Source organism: Streptomyces sp. NPDC004126, assembly GCF_050275515.1.
Lineage (GTDB): Bacteria > Actinomycetota > Actinomycetes > Streptomycetales > Streptomycetaceae > Streptomyces.
This window is the reverse complement of sequence record NZ_JBNNPF010000013.1, coordinates 117,873-132,563: the sequence shown is the minus strand read 5'-3', so window position 1 is coordinate 132,563 and position 14,691 is coordinate 117,873. Positions and strand designations below refer to the sequence as shown.

The following is a 14,691-nucleotide window of genomic DNA, read 5'->3' as shown; positions in this document are numbered from 1 at the left end:
GGGCCGCCCGGGAACGTTCCCGGGCGGCCCCCGCGTCGAGTTCCGGCCATGGTCCGGCCGGCCGGGCTAGGAGCCCGACTCGCCCGCGTGGGGGCTGAGCACGTCCGTGCCGATGAGCACGAACAGCGCGATGCCGAGCAGGATCCGGTAGACCACGAAGGGCATGAAGCTCTTGGTGGAGATGAACTTCATGAACCACGCGATGACCGCGTAGCCGACGAAGAAGGCGAGCACCGTGGCGAAGATCGTCGGTCCCCAGGAGATGTGGCCGGGGTTCTCGGCCACGTCCTTGATCTCGAACGCGCCGGAGGCCAGCACGGCCGGGATGGCCAGGAGGAAGGAATACCGGGCCGCCGCCTCGCGGGTGAAGCCGAGCAGCAGGCCGCCGGAGATGGTCGCACCCGACCGGGAGACGCCCGGGATCAGGGCCATCGCCTGGCACAGGCCGAAGATCAGGCCGTCCTTGACGCCCAGTTCCCGCAGCGTCTTGCGCTGCTTGACCACGCGGTGCCGGCCGCCCTCCTCGTCGCGCGAGGCCAGCCAGTCGGCGAAGCCGAGGACGAGGCCCATCACGATCAGGGTGGTCGCGGTCAGCCGCAGGTCACGGGCGGGGCCGGTGATCTGGTCCTTGAACAGGACGCCGAGGACGCCGATCGGGATCGAGCCGACGATGACCAGCCAGCCCATCTTGGCGTCCTGCTCGGAGCGCAGCGACTTGGTGAACAGGGAACGGAACCAGGTGGAGATGATCCGGCCGATGTCCTTGCGGAAGTAGATCAGCACGGCGGCCTCGGTGCCGATCTGGGTGATGGCCGTGAAGGCCGCACCCGGATCGTGCCAGCCCGCGAAAGCCGCGGTCAGCCGCAGGTGGGCGCTGGAGGAGATCGGGAGGAACTCCGTTAGCCCTTGGACGAGACCGAGGATTAGGGATTCGAACCAGCTCATGTCGGTGTGCGCTCGTCCTTGTGATCGTCGGGCAGTTCGGGTCCGATGCTAGGGCCCGTGGGGAGCGGCCGTGACCACTGGGGGGTGCCCGGCGGCGGGCTCGGCTTCGACGGCGGGTGCGAGGCGGTGCCGCTTGCGCCAGGCGACCGCCGCCGCGACCGCCCCGGAGACCGTGATGAAGCCGAACGAGACCAGGAACGCGGGCGATCCGGGGGAGGAGGCGCTGGCTCCGGCGATCACGTAGGCGGCGGTGTTGGGCACCGTACCGAGCGCCGTCGCGAGGAGGAAGGGGAGCCAGCCGCAGCGGGACACGGCGGCGAGGTAGTTGGCCGCGGCGAAGGGCACCCCGGGGAAGATCCGCACCGCCAGCACCGAGCGGAAGCCGTGCCGGCTGAGCTGGCCGTCGGCCGCCTCCAGCCAGCGCCCGCGCAGATACGGACGCAACGCTTCCTGCCCCATGACCCGGCCCAGCCCGAAGGCGAGCCCCGCCCCGACCACGGTGCCGCCGACGGCCGCCACCAGACCGAACTGGGATCCGAAGACCGCCCCCGCGGCGAGGTTGAGCAGCGGCCGGGGCACGAACGCGGCCGTGCACACGCCGTACGCACCCGCGAACAGCAGCACTCCCGTGCCCACCGGCAGCCCCGGCGGCCAGCCCTGCGACAGCAGCCGCTGGGGCTCGTAGAGCAGGACGCAGGCCCCGGCCGCGACCAGCAGTACGACGAGCAGCGCCAGCCGCGCCATCGGCGCGAGGAGGAGGGACATCCGGGGAGACTAACCGACACATATGGCGCCCCGCCGTAATCCAGGCCTCATCCGGACGGCATCCAGACCTCGACCGGGCCCCGGCCACGCCCCGTGCGGCCACCGTCCGGGCACCCCCCCCGGCATCGCCGCGGCCCGCTCCGGCCGGCGCGCGGGCCCGCCCCGGACGGCGTCCCGGCCTGCTCCGGGTGCGGCCGCCGCGGTAAATCGTTCGACGCCGGCCCCGCCCTCCGGCAGGATCTGCGGCATGTCCCGGTACGCCTTCCCCGCAGAGCCGTCCGCAGTCGCGGACGCGCCGAAGGCTGCCGTCCCCTCCTCGGCCTTCGCCGCAGCGGCACTCGCCGCGTTCGACGGCGCACGAAGCTGACCCTTCCCGGATAGTCCGGCGGACCCCGCAGGGGGAGGGTCGGCCGAATCCAGGGGTCCCGATCCAGCTTCGAGCCACGGGAAGAGATCATGGCCAAGACGGCCTTCACCCGCACCAAGCCGCACCTCAACATCGGCACCATGGGCCACGTCGACCACGGCAAGACCACCCTCACCGCCGCCATCACCAAGGTCCTCGCCGAGCGCGGCGGCGCCTCCTTCGTCCCGTTCGACCGCATCGACCGGGCCCCCGAGGAGGCCCGCCGCGGCATCACCATCAACCTCACGCACGTCGAGTACGAGACCGACACCCGGCACTACGCCCACGTCGACATGCCCGGCCACGCCGACTACGTCAAGAACATGGTCACCGGCGCGGCCCAGCTCGACGGGGCGATCCTCGTCGTCTCCGCCCTCGACGGGGTCATGCCCCAGACCGCCGAGCACGTCCTGCTCGCCCGCCAGGTCGGCGTGGACCACATCGTGGTGGCCCTCAACAAGGCCGACGCCGGCGACCCCGAGCTGACCGACCTGGTCGAGCTGGAGGTCCGCGACCTGCTCTCCGAGCACGGCTACGGCGGGGACTCCGCGCCGGTCGTACGGGTCTCCGGGCTCCGCGCGCTGGAGGGCGACCCGCAATGGACCGGGGCGATCGAGGCGCTGCTCGACGCCGTGGACACGTACGTGCCCATGCCGGTGCGGTACACCGACGCGCCGTTCCTGCTGCCGGTCGAGAACGTCCTGACCATCACGGGCCGGGGCACCGTCGTCACCGGCGCCGTCGAGCGCGGCACCGTACGGCTCGGCGACCGGATCAGCGTCCTCGGCGGCGACGGGGAGCCCGTCGAGACCGTGGTCACCGGCCTGGAGACCTTCGGCAAGCCGATGGAGTCCGCCGAGGCGGGCGACAACGTCGCGCTGCTGCTGCGCGGTGTGCACCGCGACGGGGTGCGCCGCGGGCACGTCGTCGTGGCGCCCGGCAGCGTGGCGCCGAGCCGGCGCTTCACCGCGCGGGTGTACGTCCTCTCCGCCCGCGAGGGCGGGCGGACGACGCCCGTCTCGACCGGCTACCGGCCGCAGTTCTACGTCCGCACCGCCGACGTGGTCGGAGACGTGGACCTGGGCCCGGCGGGCGTCGCCCGGCCGGGGGAGACGGTCGAGATGACCGTCGAGCTGGGCCGGGACCTGCCCCTGGAGGCCGGGCTCGGCTTCGCCATCCGCGAGGGCGGCCGCACGGTCGGCGCGGGGACGGTGACCGAGGTCCTCGGGTAGCCCCGGCAGTGGTGGCGGCGGTCCGGCTTTGCCAGACTGCCGTCACCGCCGCCGGCGGGCGCGGACGCGAGGGAAGAGGGGCCGACATGGGCGACGGAACGGCACTGGTGCTCGGCGGCGGAGGCCTGACGGGCGTCGGCTGGGAGTCCGGGATCCTGTACGGGCTCGCCCGGGCGGGAGTCGACCTGACCACCGCAGACCTGGTCGTCGGCACCTCGGCCGGCTCCGTGGTCGGCGCGCAGCTCACCGCGGGCCTCACGGCCCGCGAACTGTACGAGCGCCAGCTCGGCGACGCGTCCGGGGAGCACCCGGCCCGCCTCGGCGCGGGGGTCTTCGCCCGCCACGCCCTCGCGATGGTGCGCTCCCGGGACGCCGCCGCGTACCGCCGCCGCGTCGGCGCCTTCGCCCTGGCCGCGGAGACCGGCGCGGAGGCGGCGCGGCGCGAGGTGCTGGCGGCCCGGCTGGTGTCGCACGAGTGGCCCGAGCGCCGGCTCGTCGTCACCGCCGTCGACGCGCTCAGCGGGGCCCCCGCCGACTTCGACCGGGAGAGCGGGGCCGGGCTCGTCGACGCCGTCGCCGCGAGCTGCGCCGTACCGGGCGTCTGGCCGCCGGTGACGGTCGGCGGGCGCCGCTTCATCGACGGCGGGGTCCGCTCGGCGACCAACGCCGACCTCGCGGCCGGATACGCGCGCGTGGTGATCCTCGCCCCGATCGCGCTCGGAACCGCCCTGGTCCCCTCGCCCGCCTCCCAGGCGGCCCGGCTGCGGGCGGCCGGCGCCCGGGTGCTGCTGATCACCCCGTCCCCGGCGGCCCGCAAGGCCTTCGGGCGCAACGTCCTGGACCCCGCGCGGCGCGACCCCGCCGCCCGCGCCGGCCTCGCGCAGGCCGCCGGGCACGCGGCCGACGCGGCGGCCGTCTGGGCGGCCTGACAATGGTGGGGTGAGCGACGAACAGATCCCGGTGATCCGGGAAGTGGGCCAGGGCACCGCCAAGCTGATGCCGGACGTGGACCGGGAGCGGGCCTGGCTGCTCACCGTGGACGGGGCGCCCCAGTCGTACGTCGACCTCGACGAGCCCGAGCACCTGGAGTTCGAGTACGTACGCCGCCTCGCGCACGTCCTGGACTGCGCGGCGGAGCCGGGGGCGGCCCTGGACCTGCTGCACCTGGGCGGGGGCGCGCTCACCCTCCCGCGCTACGCCGCGGCCGTCCGCCCGGGGTCCCGGCAGGACGTGGTCGAGTTCGACGGCGCCCTGGTGGAGCTGGTCGAGGAGCACCTGCCGCTGGCCGCCGGGGCCCGGGTGACGGTGCACGCCGCCGACGCGCGGGCCTGGCTGGAGGCGGCCCCAGAGGCGGGCGCGGACGTGCTGGTCGCCGACGTGTTCGGGGGCTCGCGGGTGCCGGCCCAGCTGACCTCGGTGGAGTACGCGCGGCAGGCGGCGCGGGTGCTGAGGCCCGGCGGGCTGTACGCGGCGAACCTGGCCGACGGGGCGCCGTTCGGCTTCCTCAAGGCCCAGCTGGCCAACTTCGCGGCCGCCTTCGCGGAGCTGGCCCTGATCGCCGAGCCCGGGGTGCTGCGTGGGCGCCGCTTCGGGAACGCGGTGCTGCTCGCCTCGGACGCCCCGCTGCCGCTGGCCGCGCTGGCCCGGCGGTGCGCCGCCGACGCCTTCCCCGCCCGGGTGGAGTCGGGGGAGGGGCTCGCCCGGTTCATGCGCGGGGCGCGTCCGGTCGCCGACGCGGACGCGGTCTCCTCTCCGGCCCCGCCGGAGGGCGCCTTCAGCCTGGGGTGACCCCCACGGCCCCGACGGCCCCGGCGGCCTCCGCCGGGGCCGGGGCGGAACCCTTCACGGGCGGGGGCCTGCGGGTGATCCGGCGCACCTCCGGGACCAGCAGGACCAGGGCGGTGGCGGCGACCACCAGCCCCGCGCAGCCCCACAGGGCCTGGGTGCGGCCGAAGGCGGTCTCGGCCGGGCCGGCCAGGGCGGTGGCGAGCGGCAGCATGGACACCGAGCCGAACCAGTCGTAGGCGGAGACCCGGGAGAACTTCTCCTCGGGTATCTCCTGGTGCATCGTGGTCATCCAGTTCACGCCGAACACCTCGATGGCGGCGCCGCTGAAGAACATCACCGCGCACAGCCCCCAGACCGGCAGCGGCACCGCCAGGCCCGCCGACGGCAGCGCCAGCGGGAACACGCACAGGGTGCCGACCAGCAGCAGCCGGCGCGGCTTCCACACCATCATCAGGACCGCTCCGGCGATGGTGCCCGCACCGAAGAAGGCCAGGGCCACGCCCCACGGCGCCGGCCCGCCCAGCCGGTCGCGGGCGACGAGGGGCCCGTACACCGCCTCCGCCGCCCCCACGACGGCGACGACCACGGAGAACTGGAGCACGATGCTCCACAGCCAGGGCCGGGTCCGGAACTCCACCCAGCCCTCGCGCAGGTCGGCGAGCAGGCCCCCGCCCGGAGCCCGCCGGGTGGTGGGGCCGACGTCGAGGAAGGCGCGCAGGGCGCCCGCGACGGCGAAGGCCGCCGCGTCCACGGCCAGTACCCAGCCGGGGCCGACCACGGCGATCAGCGCGCCGCCGAGGGCCGCGCCGCCGATGCCGGCGCCGTTCATGGCCATGCGGAAGAGGGCGAAGGCCCGGTTGGCGTGCTCGCCGGAGACGCTGGACAGGAGCATGCCCTCGGCGGCGGGGTTGAAGAAGGCGGTGCCGGTGCCGCAGAGCGCGGTCAGCAGCATCATCTGCCACAGCTTCGGGTCGCCGGCGAGGACGAGAACGGCGAAGGCCGCCTGCGAGACGCAGTTGAGGGCGTTGGCCGCGACCATCACGCGGTGCCGCGGCAGCCGGTCGGCCAGCGCCCCGCCGATGAGCAGGAAGAGGACGAGGGGCAGCGTACGGGCGGCGGCGACGAGGCCGACGTCGGCGCCGCTGCCGCCCGCTTCGAGCACGGCGAAGGAGGCCGCGATGAGCGCCCCGTGACTGCCCAGGTTGGTGACGACCGCGGCGCCCGTCAGGAGGCTGTAGTTGCGTCCGGCCCAGGCGGGCCGGCGGCGGGGGGTCCGGGGGACGGTGTGGGGGCTCACCCCGGGACTATCCCCTGCCCCGGGCCGAGAATCCAAACGAAATAACGGAAAACGGATGATCGGCCCGGGGATCGTGCGGGGTCTTCGGCCCGGCGGGGCCGGGGTCAGCCGCCGCTGAGGCGGACCGAGCTGAGGATCTTCTCGTAGGTGGCCTGGTCGACCTCTCCGGGGACGCCGGCGGCGCCGTAGAGGACCCAGCTGGCGAAGTCACCCTGGGAGTTCTTGAAGCTGAAGGCGATGCTCTTGCCGTCCGAGGAGCACTTGTTCTCCTTGGGGACGCCGCTCACGGTCGCCGTGGCGACGTGCCCCTTGAGGCCGGAGAGGGTGGTGTACTCCTTGGTCTCGGAGATCTTGACGTTCTCCTTGGGCAGCTTCTGCGAGTAGGCCGCGTAGACCCAGCTGCCGGCCTCGTTGCGGGCGGCCTCGGCGGTGTCCTTGGCGCCCTGGCCGCCCCTGGTGCCGGTGCCGGCCAGGGAGGTGGTCTCGTCGCGCCCGTCCTTGTTGGAGTCAACCTTGCACCACTCCTCCTTGAAGTAGGCGGGTGCGGAGAACGCGACGAGCAGGGAGCCGTCCTTCTTGGTGTCGTCTTCGAAGCCGGCGATGTAGCCGGAGCCCAGCGCGTTCCACTCCGGCGGGACGTCGAAGGCGGTGCCGTGCTTCGGGTTGATGACCACCTTCCAGCCCGGGATCACGGGCTTCACGTCGCCGCCCGCGCGCGGGTTGGCGCCGCTCGGGGCGGCGGGCGCGACCGGGGTGACGGGCGCGGAGGAGGCGGCGGCCGGCTTGCTGTCGGCCTCGTTGCCGCCCTTGTCGTCGCGGGTCAGCACGAAGGCGGCGGTGGCGGCCGCGGTCACCACGACCGCGGAGGCCGCGACGATGGCCACGGTCCGGGTGGAGAAGGGGCTCCCGCCGGACGGCGGCGGCGGGGGCTGCTGCTGGGGGGCGTTGCCCCACGGCTGGACGGGCGGCGGGGTCTGGTAGCCCGCCTGCGGGTATCCGTAACCGGGCTGCTGCTCACCGAATCCCGGCTGCGGCTGCTGCTGGTACGGGTTCGGCTGTCCCGGCTGCTGCTGGTACGGGTTCTGACGCGGGTCCTGGGGGTTCTGTTCGCCCCCGGGCTGCTGCTGCTGTCCTGGCCACATGGCCGGTAACCATAGTGGGAGCGGCTGACAGGAGCCACGTCCGCCCCCTGTCAGGCTCTGGCCAAGCCCTTCTACTCGTGGGTAACATCGCGTGCCATGAGCGCAGAACAGATGAACGTGGGCGAACTGCTCGCCCAGACGGTCCCGATGGCCCGCACCCTGAACCTGGAGTTCCTGGAGACCACCCCGGAGCGCGCCGTCGTCCGCCTGCCGGACCAGCCCGACTTCCACAACCACGTCGGCGGCCCGCACGCCGGCGCCATGTTCACCCTCGCCGAGTCCGCGAGCGGCGCCATCGTCCTGGCCGCCTTCGGCGACCAGCTCTCGCGCGCCGTGCCGCTCGCCGTCAAGGCCGAGATCGGCTACAAGAAGCTCGCCAAGGGCGTCGTCACCGCCACCGCCACCCTCGGCCGCCCGGCCGCGGACGTCGTCGCCGAGCTCGACGCGGGCGGCCGCCCCGAGTTCCCCGTCACCATCGCCATCCAGCGCGAGGACGAGGCCGTCACCGGCGAAATGGTCGTCGTCTGGACGCTGCGCCCGAACGCGTAGGACACACCCCGCGCGGCGCGTCACGCCGCGAGCGGGACCCCGGAACGGCACAGTGGGGGCGGGAGCGGTCCGGCGCGGGCCGCTCCCGCCGTGCTGTCCGGGGCCGGTACGGGCGCGTCGCCGGAACCCGCGGCGTTCGCCGGTCGTTCGTCCCGAGAACGCCCGCTGTGGACGGAGGGCGTCGCGGGGAGCGGATAGGCTGCCCGTTCGGCGTGTCTCGGGGGCGCGCCGGAGGCGACGAGGGAGGACGTACCGGTGCACATCCAGGAATGGCTGGAGGAGATCCCGGCGATCAGTGTCTATCTCCTGGTGGGACTGGTCATCGGGCTGGAGAGCCTGGGCATCCCGCTCCCGGGCGAGATCATCCTGGTCAGCTCGGCCCTGCTCGCCTCGCAGCACGGGCAGATCGACCCCGTGGTCCTCGGCCTGTGCGCGATCGCGGGCGCCATCATCGGCGACTCCATCGGGTACGCCATCGGCCGCCGCGGCGGCAAGCCGCTGCTGGAGAAACTCGGCAGGCGGTTCCCCAAGCACTTCGGGCCCGACCAGGTGGCCATGGCCGAGCGCTCCTTCGACCGCTGGGGCATGTGGGCCGTCTTCTTCGGGCGCTTCGTCGCCCTCCTGCGCATCTTCGCCGGCCCGCTGGCCGGCGTACTGCGGATGCCCTACTGGCGCTTCCTCGTCGCCAACGTCCTCGGCGGCATCCTCTGGGCCGGCGGCACCACCGCCGTCATCTACTCCGTCGGCATCGTCGCCGAGCCCTGGCTGAAGCGGTTCTCCTGGCTGGCCCTGCTCGTGGCCCTGCTGATCGGGCTCACCGTGACCCTGGTCCTGCGCAGCCGGATGAAGAAGGCGGCCGCAGAGGCCCGCGCGGCCGAGCCGTCGCCGCAGCCGGCCGCCGCCCCGGCGGGCGCCCCGGACTGACGCCGAGGCCCCCGGCCGGCCGGACGGTCAGGCGCCGGGGGCCACCGAGGCGCGGTGCTGCTCCGCCAGCTCCGTGTACATCGCGGCGTTCACCCTGATCCCCTCGCGCTCCTCGTCGGTGAGCTCGCGCCGCACCTTGGCCGGCACGCCCGCGACCAGGGAGCCGGGCGGGACCACCATGCCCTGCGGCACCAGGGCCTGCGCGGCCACCAGCGAACCCGCGCCGATGACGGCGCCGTTCAGCACGGTCGCGCCCATCCCGATCAGGCAGTCGTCCTCCACCGTGCAGCCGTGCACCACCGCGTTGTGCCCGATGGAGACGCGCTCGCCGATGGACACCGGGAAGCCGGGGTCCACGTGGACCGTGCAGTTGTCCTGGACGTTGCTGTCCGCCCCCAGCGTGATCGGGCCGCAGTCGCCGCGCAGCACCGCCGAGTACCAGATGCTCGCGCCGGCGCCGAGCGTGACGTCGCCGACGACGACGGAGGTCGGGGCGGTGAAGGCCGTCGGGTCCACCGACGGCTTCCGGTCCCCGACGCCCGCGATGAGAGCCCCCGGGTGCGCCTGGTTCGGCTGATCGGTCATGGTCACTTCCCTCGTGTGATTCCGGCTGGTTCCGGATGCCGCGCCAAGTGCACCGTAGGGCACGGGACGCCGCCGCCCCGCGATGGGGTGAAGATCACAGGATCCGGGTCCCGACCTCCGGCGCGGGGCGCACTACCGTGGCCGGGTGCCGAAGAACCAGAACACGTTCTCATCCCTGGCGGCCCTGCGCGGCCGGATCGCCAGCCGCGCGGTGCACGCCGGCTGGCGCTGGATGCAGCGGGCCGGCGCGGTCACCGCCGAGCACCCGGGCCGGCTGCGCTTCGGCGCGATCGGCGAGGGCACCCGGCTCGCCTTCCCCCAGGGCACCGTCTTCGGCGAGCGCTGGATCCGGCTCGGCGGCCACTGCATCATCGCCGAACAGGTCACCCTGACCGCCGGAATGATGCCGGACCTCGACCTCGGCGCCGACCCGGTCCTGGTGCTGGGCGACGGGGTGGTCCTCGGCCGGGGCAGCCACGTCATCGCCGACGCCCGGATCACCATCGGCAACGACACCTTCTGCGGGCCGGGGGTGTACATCACCTCCACCAACCACAGCTACGACGACCCGCACGAGCCCGTCGGACGGCAGTGGCCCCGCAGCGCCCCGGTGGAGATCGGCCCGGGCTGCTGGCTGGGCACGGGGGCGGTGATACTGCCCGGTGCGAAGCTGGGCCGCAACGTCGTCGTGGCCGCGGGGGCCGTCGTACGGGGCGAGGTGCCCGACCACGCCGTGGTGGCGGGCGCGCCGGCCAGGATAGTGCGGCGCTGGGAGCCGGAGACCGGCTGGCAGCCGCCGCTGCGCACGCCCGCGCCGGTGCCGATCCCCGACGGGATGACCCCCGAGCAGCTGCGCGGGCTGGCCCTGCTGGCGGAGGCCGAGCAGGCCTGAGCCGTCCTGCGCGGGCCTCAGCCGGCGGCCAGCAGGACCGTACCCGCCAGGGCCAGGCCCGCGCCCGCCGCCTGCACGCTGCGCAGCCGCTCCTTGAGCACGGCGAACGCGGCGAACGCGGTCACCACCGGGTAGAGCGAGGACAGTACGGCGGCCACGGTGACGGGGCCGTTCTGGGCGGCGATGGAGTAGGTGCCGTTGGCGGCGACGTCGGCGAGGCCCACGAAGGCCAGGGCGGGCAGCATGCTCCACAGCACCCGCGGCCCGGTGCCCTCGGGCAGTGCCGGGACGCCGCGCCGGGTCTGGGCGAGCAGGGCGACGCCGCCGACGGTGACGTTGGTGACCCGCTGGACGAACAGGGCGAGGAACAGCCCGGTCAGGCTGGTGGAGGCCTCGGCGATCAGGGCCATGACCGCGCCGAAGCCGAAGGCCGCGACGAGGGTCAGCACCACCGCCCGCCGCTGCACGGGGGCGCCGCGCAGCTCGGGGCCGCCGGCCAGGATGATCCCGGCGACGGCCACGGCGATGCCCGCGAACTGGCCCGGGCCCGGCCGCTCGCCCACGGCCAGTCCCACCCCGACCGGCACGACCACGCCGAGGGAGCCGAGCGGGGAGACCACTCCCATCGGCCCGAGGGCCAGGGCCTTGTAGAAGGCGAGCATCGCGGCGGGGCCGACGAGGCCCGCGGCCACCGCGAACCACAGCTGCGGCCCCGCCTCGCTCCAGGCGCCGGTGCCGAGCACGATCGCGCCGAGCACGACGACCGCGGCGACCTGCGAGACCACCAGTACCGTGAGCGCGGGTATCCGCCGGGTCAGCAGGCCGCCGCCGAAGTCTGCGAGGCCCCACAGGACGGCTGTGGCCAGGGCGAAGAGGGCGGTCATGACAGGGGGCCTCGCAGTACAGTGCGGTGAACGGTGGAGTGCAGCATCGAATACACCGCAGGTTAGTTCAGTCTGTTGGACTGTGTCATCCAAAATATTGGACGGAATGGTGTCGGACCTCGAACAGCTCACCCAGGCGCTCGCCCGCAACCTCAAGCGGTGGCGGGGCGAACGCGGCTTCACGCTGGACGCGCTGGCCGCCCGCGCGGGGGTCAGTCGCGGCATGATCATCCAGATCGAGCAGGCCCGTACGAACCCCAGCGTGGGCACCACGGTCAAACTGGCCGACGCCCTCGGGGTCAGCATCACCACCCTCCTCGACCACGACCGGGGGCCGCAGGCCCGCGTGGTGATGCCGGGACAGGGGGTGCGCATGTGGTCGAGCGGCGAGGGCAGCGAGGCGCACATGCTCCTCGGCGACGACCGACGCGGGCCCGTGGAGATGTGGACCTACCGCCTGGAGGCCGGGGACGGCACGGCCTCCGACCCGCACCCGGCCGGAACCTTCGAGATGCTGCACGTGACGGAAGGCGAACTGACCCTCGACCTCGCCGACGACCGCTACGTGGTCCCGGCCGGCGGCGCCGTCTCCTTCGAGGCGAACCTCCCGCACGCCTACCGCAACGAGGGCCCCGTCCCGATGGTGATGACCATGGCCGTCTCGATCCCACCGGTCCAGGGCGCCGGCGGCCGCCCGTCCTGACCGGCTACAGGGCGGGGATCTCGATGGCGGGACAGCGGTCCATCACCATCTCCACCCCCGCCGCACGCGTCCGGGCGAAGGCGTCCTCGTCGACCACGTTCAGCTGGAACCAGACGGCCTCCGCCCCGGCGGCCACCGCGTCGTCGGCGACCTGGCCGGCCAGCGCGCTGTTCACGAAGACGTCCACCACGTCGACCTTGAACGGGATCGCCTCCAGCGACGGGTACCCCGGTTCGCCGTGCACCGTCTCCGCCTTCGGGTGCACCGGCACCACGCGCTTGCCGTACCGCTGGAGCACCCTCGCCACCCCGTAGGCGGCCCGCTCCTCGTTGTTGGACAGGCCCACCACGGCCCAGGTGTCACCGAGCTCGGTGAGGATCCTGCGGATGGTCGCCTGGTCGCCGTACACGTGCGCCGCCTCCTGCCGTGGCCGTCCGTCGGGCTCGCCCCGCCGGACCGTTCGGCAGGATCAACGGCACGGACACCCGTCCGATTCCCCGTTCCGAATCCCCGTAGGGTGGAGCGGTGAAGGCAGACCATTACGTGACCGTGGCCCGCGAAGGGACGCACGAGGCGGAGATCAACCGCTCCCGGTTCCTGTGTTCGATCGCGCCCGCCGCGACCGAGCAGGAGGCGCAGGAGTTCATCGCCCGCGTCCGCAAGGAGCACCCCACCGCCACGCACAACTGCTACGCCTACGTGATCGGCGCCGACGCCTCCGTCCAGAAGGCCAGTGACGACGGCGAGCCCGGCGGCACCGCCGGCGTGCCCATGCTGCAGATGCTGACCCGGCGCGACGTCCGGTACGCGGTCGCCGTCGTCACCCGCTACTACGGCGGTGTGAAGCTCGGGGCCGGCGGGCTCATCCGGGCCTACGGCGGCGTCGTCGGCGAGGCGCTCGACGCCCTCGGGACCATCACCCGCCACCGCTACCGGCTGGCCACCGTCACCGTCGACCACCAGCGCGCCGGCAAGACCCAGAACGACCTGCGCGCCACCGGCCGCGCCGTGCTGGACGTGCGCTACGGGGAGGCCGTCTCCATCGAGATCGGCCTCCCCGAGGCGGACGTCGACGCCTTCAGGGCCTGGCTCGCCGACGTCACCGCCGGCAGCGCGGGCTTCGAGCTCGGCGGCGAGGCCTACGGCGACGGCTGAACCCCGCGCCCGCCTCCGCCGAGCAGCCGGTCGGCATTGCGCAGGGCGTGGCGGGCGACCGCCTCGCCGAGGCGCACCCCCGCCTCGTCGGCGGTCCGGGTGTGGATCCCGGACCAGACCCGGGCGTCCACGTTGTCCCGGGTGAGCCCGCTCCACGCGGTGTACGTGCGGCGCACCCCCGGCGCGGTCGGGCTGGTGATCTCGAAGGGCGCCGTCACCGGCCCCACCAGCGCGTCCAGCACGGTCTGCGCCGCGCCGGCGTACGTGGCGTGGCCGCTGGGGTAGTCCGGGTGGGCCGGCGTCTGGTGCAGGGGCCGCCAGGCCGGGTCGGGGTCGATCGCCCCGGTCCGGATCGCGGTCACCGGCCGCCAGCGCAGGTACGTGTACTTGCCGTCGGAGGTCGCGATCTGCGTGTCGACCGAAGCCGCGTGGAAGAGCGCGACCAGCGACGCCCGGTCGGCGACCGAGCCGTGCGAACGGGCCACGGCCACCCGCAGCGGCTCCGTGAACAGGGTCAGCGAACCCCCGTACCAGAAGGAGGCCGTCTCGGTCTGGCGCGGCGTGCGCACCGTGCTGTCGGCCGAACCGTACGCCCGCACCTCCGCCAGGTCGGCCCGGTAGCCGCGGGAGTCCAGCGCGGGCGGCGGCCCCGGCCGGAACTGGTCGGCCCGCTCCAGCAGGAAGGGCCGGCCGAGCCGGTTGCCGTACTGCGCGGCCGGCGCGTAGCCGTCCGGGGTGGGCTGCCACACCCCGGGAGCGGCCGCCGGCACGCCGAACGGGGCGTTGGACGAGGCCGGGTCGAGGCCGTCCCCGGCACGCTCCGCGAGCACCGCGGCGGCCTGCCGGGCCCCGGCGGCCACGCCCCGGTCCTCGGCGGGCCCGTCCGGGATCGCGCCGAGGGTGGCGGCGAGGGCCGCGTCGAGGTCGGCCCTGCGGGACGGGGCGAGCGCGACCAGCGAGTCGTGCACGGCGGAGGCGACGGCCGCGTCCTGGAAGCGGCCCCGGCCGGAGCCGCCGGGGGCCTCGCGGGCGGCGCGGGCGGCGGCGATCCAGCCGATCGCCCAGGTGCGGCTGTTGGTGATCTGGGTCGGGGCGGCCGCGGCGGCGACCGTCCGCGCGGTGGCGTCGTACCAGTCGAGCACCACCGACCCGGCGGCCGGGCCGGGGGCCGGGGGCGCCGCGGCGGAGGGCACGGCGGCGGTGAGCGCGAGCAGCGCGGCGGCGCCGGCGGCGAGCAGCGCGGGACGGAGGCGCGGAGGTCCGGAGAGCGGCATGCCGCGAAGCCAACCAGCGGGCCGCGGGGCCTACAAGTGCCCGCAGCCGCCACCGGAGTTCGGCCACGGAGGTTTCGCACCGCCGCCACGCTCCCGCAACACCGGGCCCGCTCCGCGTCCGGGAGCGGGCGGATTTCCCGGTCGGGCGGG

At 74.5% G+C, this 14,691-nt stretch carries 16 protein-coding genes; 8 read left to right on the top strand and 8 right to left on the bottom strand.

The features are described from left to right. Positions 1 to 66: 66 nt before the first annotated feature. Together ACQKM2_RS15235 and ACQKM2_RS15230 are read right to left on the bottom strand one after the other, a co-directional pair. Entirely contained in the window at positions 67 to 945 is an 879-nt protein-coding gene (locus ACQKM2_RS15235; RefSeq protein ID WP_427709851.1) for an undecaprenyl-diphosphate phosphatase, read from the bottom strand. Between the two features lie 48 nt (positions 946 to 993). Further along, complete coding sequence (locus tag ACQKM2_RS15230) at positions 994 to 1,710, bottom strand: TVP38/TMEM64 family protein (protein WP_427709849.1); 717 nt, start codon at positions 1,708 to 1,710, stop codon at positions 994 to 996. Positions 1,711 to 2,166: 456 nt separating this feature from the next. Between ACQKM2_RS15230 and tuf the strand changes: the two genes are divergently transcribed. From tuf to ACQKM2_RS15215, 3 genes are all read left to right on the top strand, one after another. Beyond that, positions 2,167 to 3,348 carry an elongation factor Tu gene (tuf, locus tag ACQKM2_RS15225; protein ID WP_427709847.1) on the top strand — a complete coding sequence of 394 codons (1,182 nt, stop codon included), beginning with the start codon at positions 2,167 to 2,169 and terminating at the stop codon, positions 3,346 to 3,348. Positions 3,349 to 3,434: 86 nt separating this feature from the next. After that, on the top strand, positions 3,435 to 4,277 hold the full coding sequence (locus tag ACQKM2_RS15220; protein WP_427709845.1) for a patatin-like phospholipase family protein: 843 nt from the start codon (positions 3,435 to 3,437) through the stop codon (positions 4,275 to 4,277). A gap of 67 nt (positions 4,278 to 4,344) precedes the next feature. Continuing rightward, the gene (locus ACQKM2_RS15215) at positions 4,345 to 5,136 is read left to right on the top strand and encodes a spermidine synthase (protein ID WP_427709938.1); all 792 of its coding nucleotides are present in this window, start codon (positions 4,345 to 4,347) and stop codon (positions 5,134 to 5,136) included. Here the strand turns inward: ACQKM2_RS15215 and ACQKM2_RS15210 are convergent. Both ACQKM2_RS15210 and ACQKM2_RS15205 read right to left on the bottom strand, forming a co-directional pair. Continuing rightward, positions 5,123 to 6,433 (bottom strand): MFS transporter, encoded by a 1,311-nt coding sequence (locus ACQKM2_RS15210; RefSeq protein ID WP_427709843.1) that lies wholly within the window; start codon positions 6,431 to 6,433, stop codon positions 5,123 to 5,125. The two genes, ACQKM2_RS15215 and ACQKM2_RS15210, sit on opposite strands and share 14 nt — an antisense overlap. A 104-nt stretch (positions 6,434 to 6,537) precedes the next feature. Further along, positions 6,538 to 7,575 carry a hypothetical protein gene (locus ACQKM2_RS15205; RefSeq protein WP_427709841.1) on the bottom strand — a complete coding sequence of 346 codons (1,038 nt, stop codon included), beginning with the start codon at positions 7,573 to 7,575 and terminating at the stop codon, positions 6,538 to 6,540. Positions 7,576 to 7,686: 111 nt separating this feature from the next. Here ACQKM2_RS15205 and ACQKM2_RS15200 point away from each other — a divergent pair, with 111 nt between their 5' ends. Together ACQKM2_RS15200 and ACQKM2_RS15195 are read left to right on the top strand one after the other, a co-directional pair. After that, positions 7,687 to 8,124: a DUF4442 domain-containing protein gene (locus ACQKM2_RS15200; RefSeq protein ID WP_363055391.1), complete on the top strand. Its 438-nt coding sequence runs from the start codon at positions 7,687 to 7,689 to the stop codon at positions 8,122 to 8,124. Between the two features lie 255 nt (positions 8,125 to 8,379). After that, positions 8,380 to 9,048: a DedA family protein gene (locus tag ACQKM2_RS15195; protein ID WP_427709840.1), complete on the top strand. Its 669-nt coding sequence runs from the start codon at positions 8,380 to 8,382 to the stop codon at positions 9,046 to 9,048. A 27-nt stretch (positions 9,049 to 9,075) separates the two neighbouring features. Here ACQKM2_RS15195 and ACQKM2_RS15190 read toward each other — a convergent pair whose 3' ends face one another. After that, positions 9,076 to 9,633 (bottom strand): gamma carbonic anhydrase family protein, encoded by a 558-nt coding sequence (locus ACQKM2_RS15190; RefSeq protein WP_427709838.1) that lies wholly within the window; start codon positions 9,631 to 9,633, stop codon positions 9,076 to 9,078. A gap of 145 nt (positions 9,634 to 9,778) precedes the next feature. Between ACQKM2_RS15190 and ACQKM2_RS15185 the strand changes: the two genes are divergently transcribed. Continuing rightward, positions 9,779 to 10,525 (top strand): acyltransferase, encoded by a 747-nt coding sequence (locus ACQKM2_RS15185; RefSeq protein WP_427709837.1) that lies wholly within the window; start codon positions 9,779 to 9,781, stop codon positions 10,523 to 10,525. Between the two features lie 17 nt (positions 10,526 to 10,542). Here the strand turns inward: ACQKM2_RS15185 and ACQKM2_RS15180 are convergent, their stop codons facing one another. After that, positions 10,543 to 11,409: an EamA family transporter gene (locus tag ACQKM2_RS15180; RefSeq protein WP_427709835.1), complete on the bottom strand. Its 867-nt coding sequence runs from the start codon at positions 11,407 to 11,409 to the stop codon at positions 10,543 to 10,545. A 109-nt stretch (positions 11,410 to 11,518) separates the two neighbouring features. Between ACQKM2_RS15180 and ACQKM2_RS15175 the strand changes: the two genes are divergently transcribed. After that, on the top strand, positions 11,519 to 12,112 hold the full coding sequence (locus ACQKM2_RS15175; protein WP_427709936.1) for a helix-turn-helix domain-containing protein: 594 nt from the start codon (positions 11,519 to 11,521) through the stop codon (positions 12,110 to 12,112). A gap of 4 nt (positions 12,113 to 12,116) precedes the next feature. Here the strand turns inward: ACQKM2_RS15175 and ACQKM2_RS15170 are convergent, their stop codons facing one another. After that, positions 12,117 to 12,521: a CoA-binding protein gene (locus tag ACQKM2_RS15170; protein ID WP_427709833.1), complete on the bottom strand. Its 405-nt coding sequence runs from the start codon at positions 12,519 to 12,521 to the stop codon at positions 12,117 to 12,119. Positions 12,522 to 12,637: 116 nt separating this feature from the next. Between ACQKM2_RS15170 and ACQKM2_RS15165 the strand changes: the two genes are divergently transcribed. Further along, the gene (locus ACQKM2_RS15165) at positions 12,638 to 13,267 is read left to right on the top strand and encodes a YigZ family protein (protein WP_427709831.1); all 630 of its coding nucleotides are present in this window, start codon (positions 12,638 to 12,640) and stop codon (positions 13,265 to 13,267) included. Here the strand turns inward: ACQKM2_RS15165 and ACQKM2_RS15160 are convergent. Continuing rightward, on the bottom strand, positions 13,252 to 14,541 hold the full coding sequence (locus ACQKM2_RS15160; RefSeq protein ID WP_427709829.1) for a vanadium-dependent haloperoxidase: 1,290 nt from the start codon (positions 14,539 to 14,541) through the stop codon (positions 13,252 to 13,254). The two genes, ACQKM2_RS15165 and ACQKM2_RS15160, sit on opposite strands and share 16 nt — an antisense overlap. Between the last annotated feature and the right edge of the window lie 150 nt (positions 14,542 to 14,691).

Excerpts from the sequence above, each read along its gene's own strand:
- ACQKM2_RS15215 (WP_427709938.1), top strand. The coding sequence starts at position 4,345 with ATGCCGGACGTGGACCGGGAGCGGGCCTGGCTGCTCACCGTGGACGGG.
- ACQKM2_RS15200 (WP_363055391.1), top strand. The coding sequence starts at position 7,687 with ATGAACGTGGGCGAACTGCTCGCCCAGACGGTCCCGATGGCCCGCACC.
- tuf (WP_427709847.1), top strand. The coding sequence starts at position 2,167 with ATGGCCAAGACGGCCTTCACCCGCACCAAGCCGCACCTCAACATCGGC.
- ACQKM2_RS15220 (WP_427709845.1), top strand. The coding sequence starts at position 3,435 with ATGGGCGACGGAACGGCACTGGTGCTCGGCGGCGGAGGCCTGACGGGC.
- ACQKM2_RS15160 (WP_427709829.1), bottom strand. The coding sequence starts at position 14,541 with ATGCCGCTCTCCGGACCTCCGCGCCTCCGTCCCGCGCTGCTCGCCGCC.
- ACQKM2_RS15190 (WP_427709838.1), bottom strand. The coding sequence starts at position 9,633 with ATGACCGATCAGCCGAACCAGGCGCACCCGGGGGCTCTCATCGCGGGC.
- ACQKM2_RS15205 (WP_427709841.1), bottom strand. The coding sequence starts at position 7,575 with ATGTGGCCAGGACAGCAGCAGCAGCCCGGGGGCGAACAGAACCCCCAG.
- ACQKM2_RS15180 (WP_427709835.1), bottom strand. The coding sequence starts at position 11,409 with ATGACCGCCCTCTTCGCCCTGGCCACAGCCGTCCTGTGGGGCCTCGCA.
- ACQKM2_RS15230 (WP_427709849.1), bottom strand. The coding sequence starts at position 1,710 with ATGTCCCTCCTCCTCGCGCCGATGGCGCGGCTGGCGCTGCTCGTCGTA.
- ACQKM2_RS15235 (WP_427709851.1), bottom strand. The coding sequence starts at position 945 with ATGAGCTGGTTCGAATCCCTAATCCTCGGTCTCGTCCAAGGGCTAACG.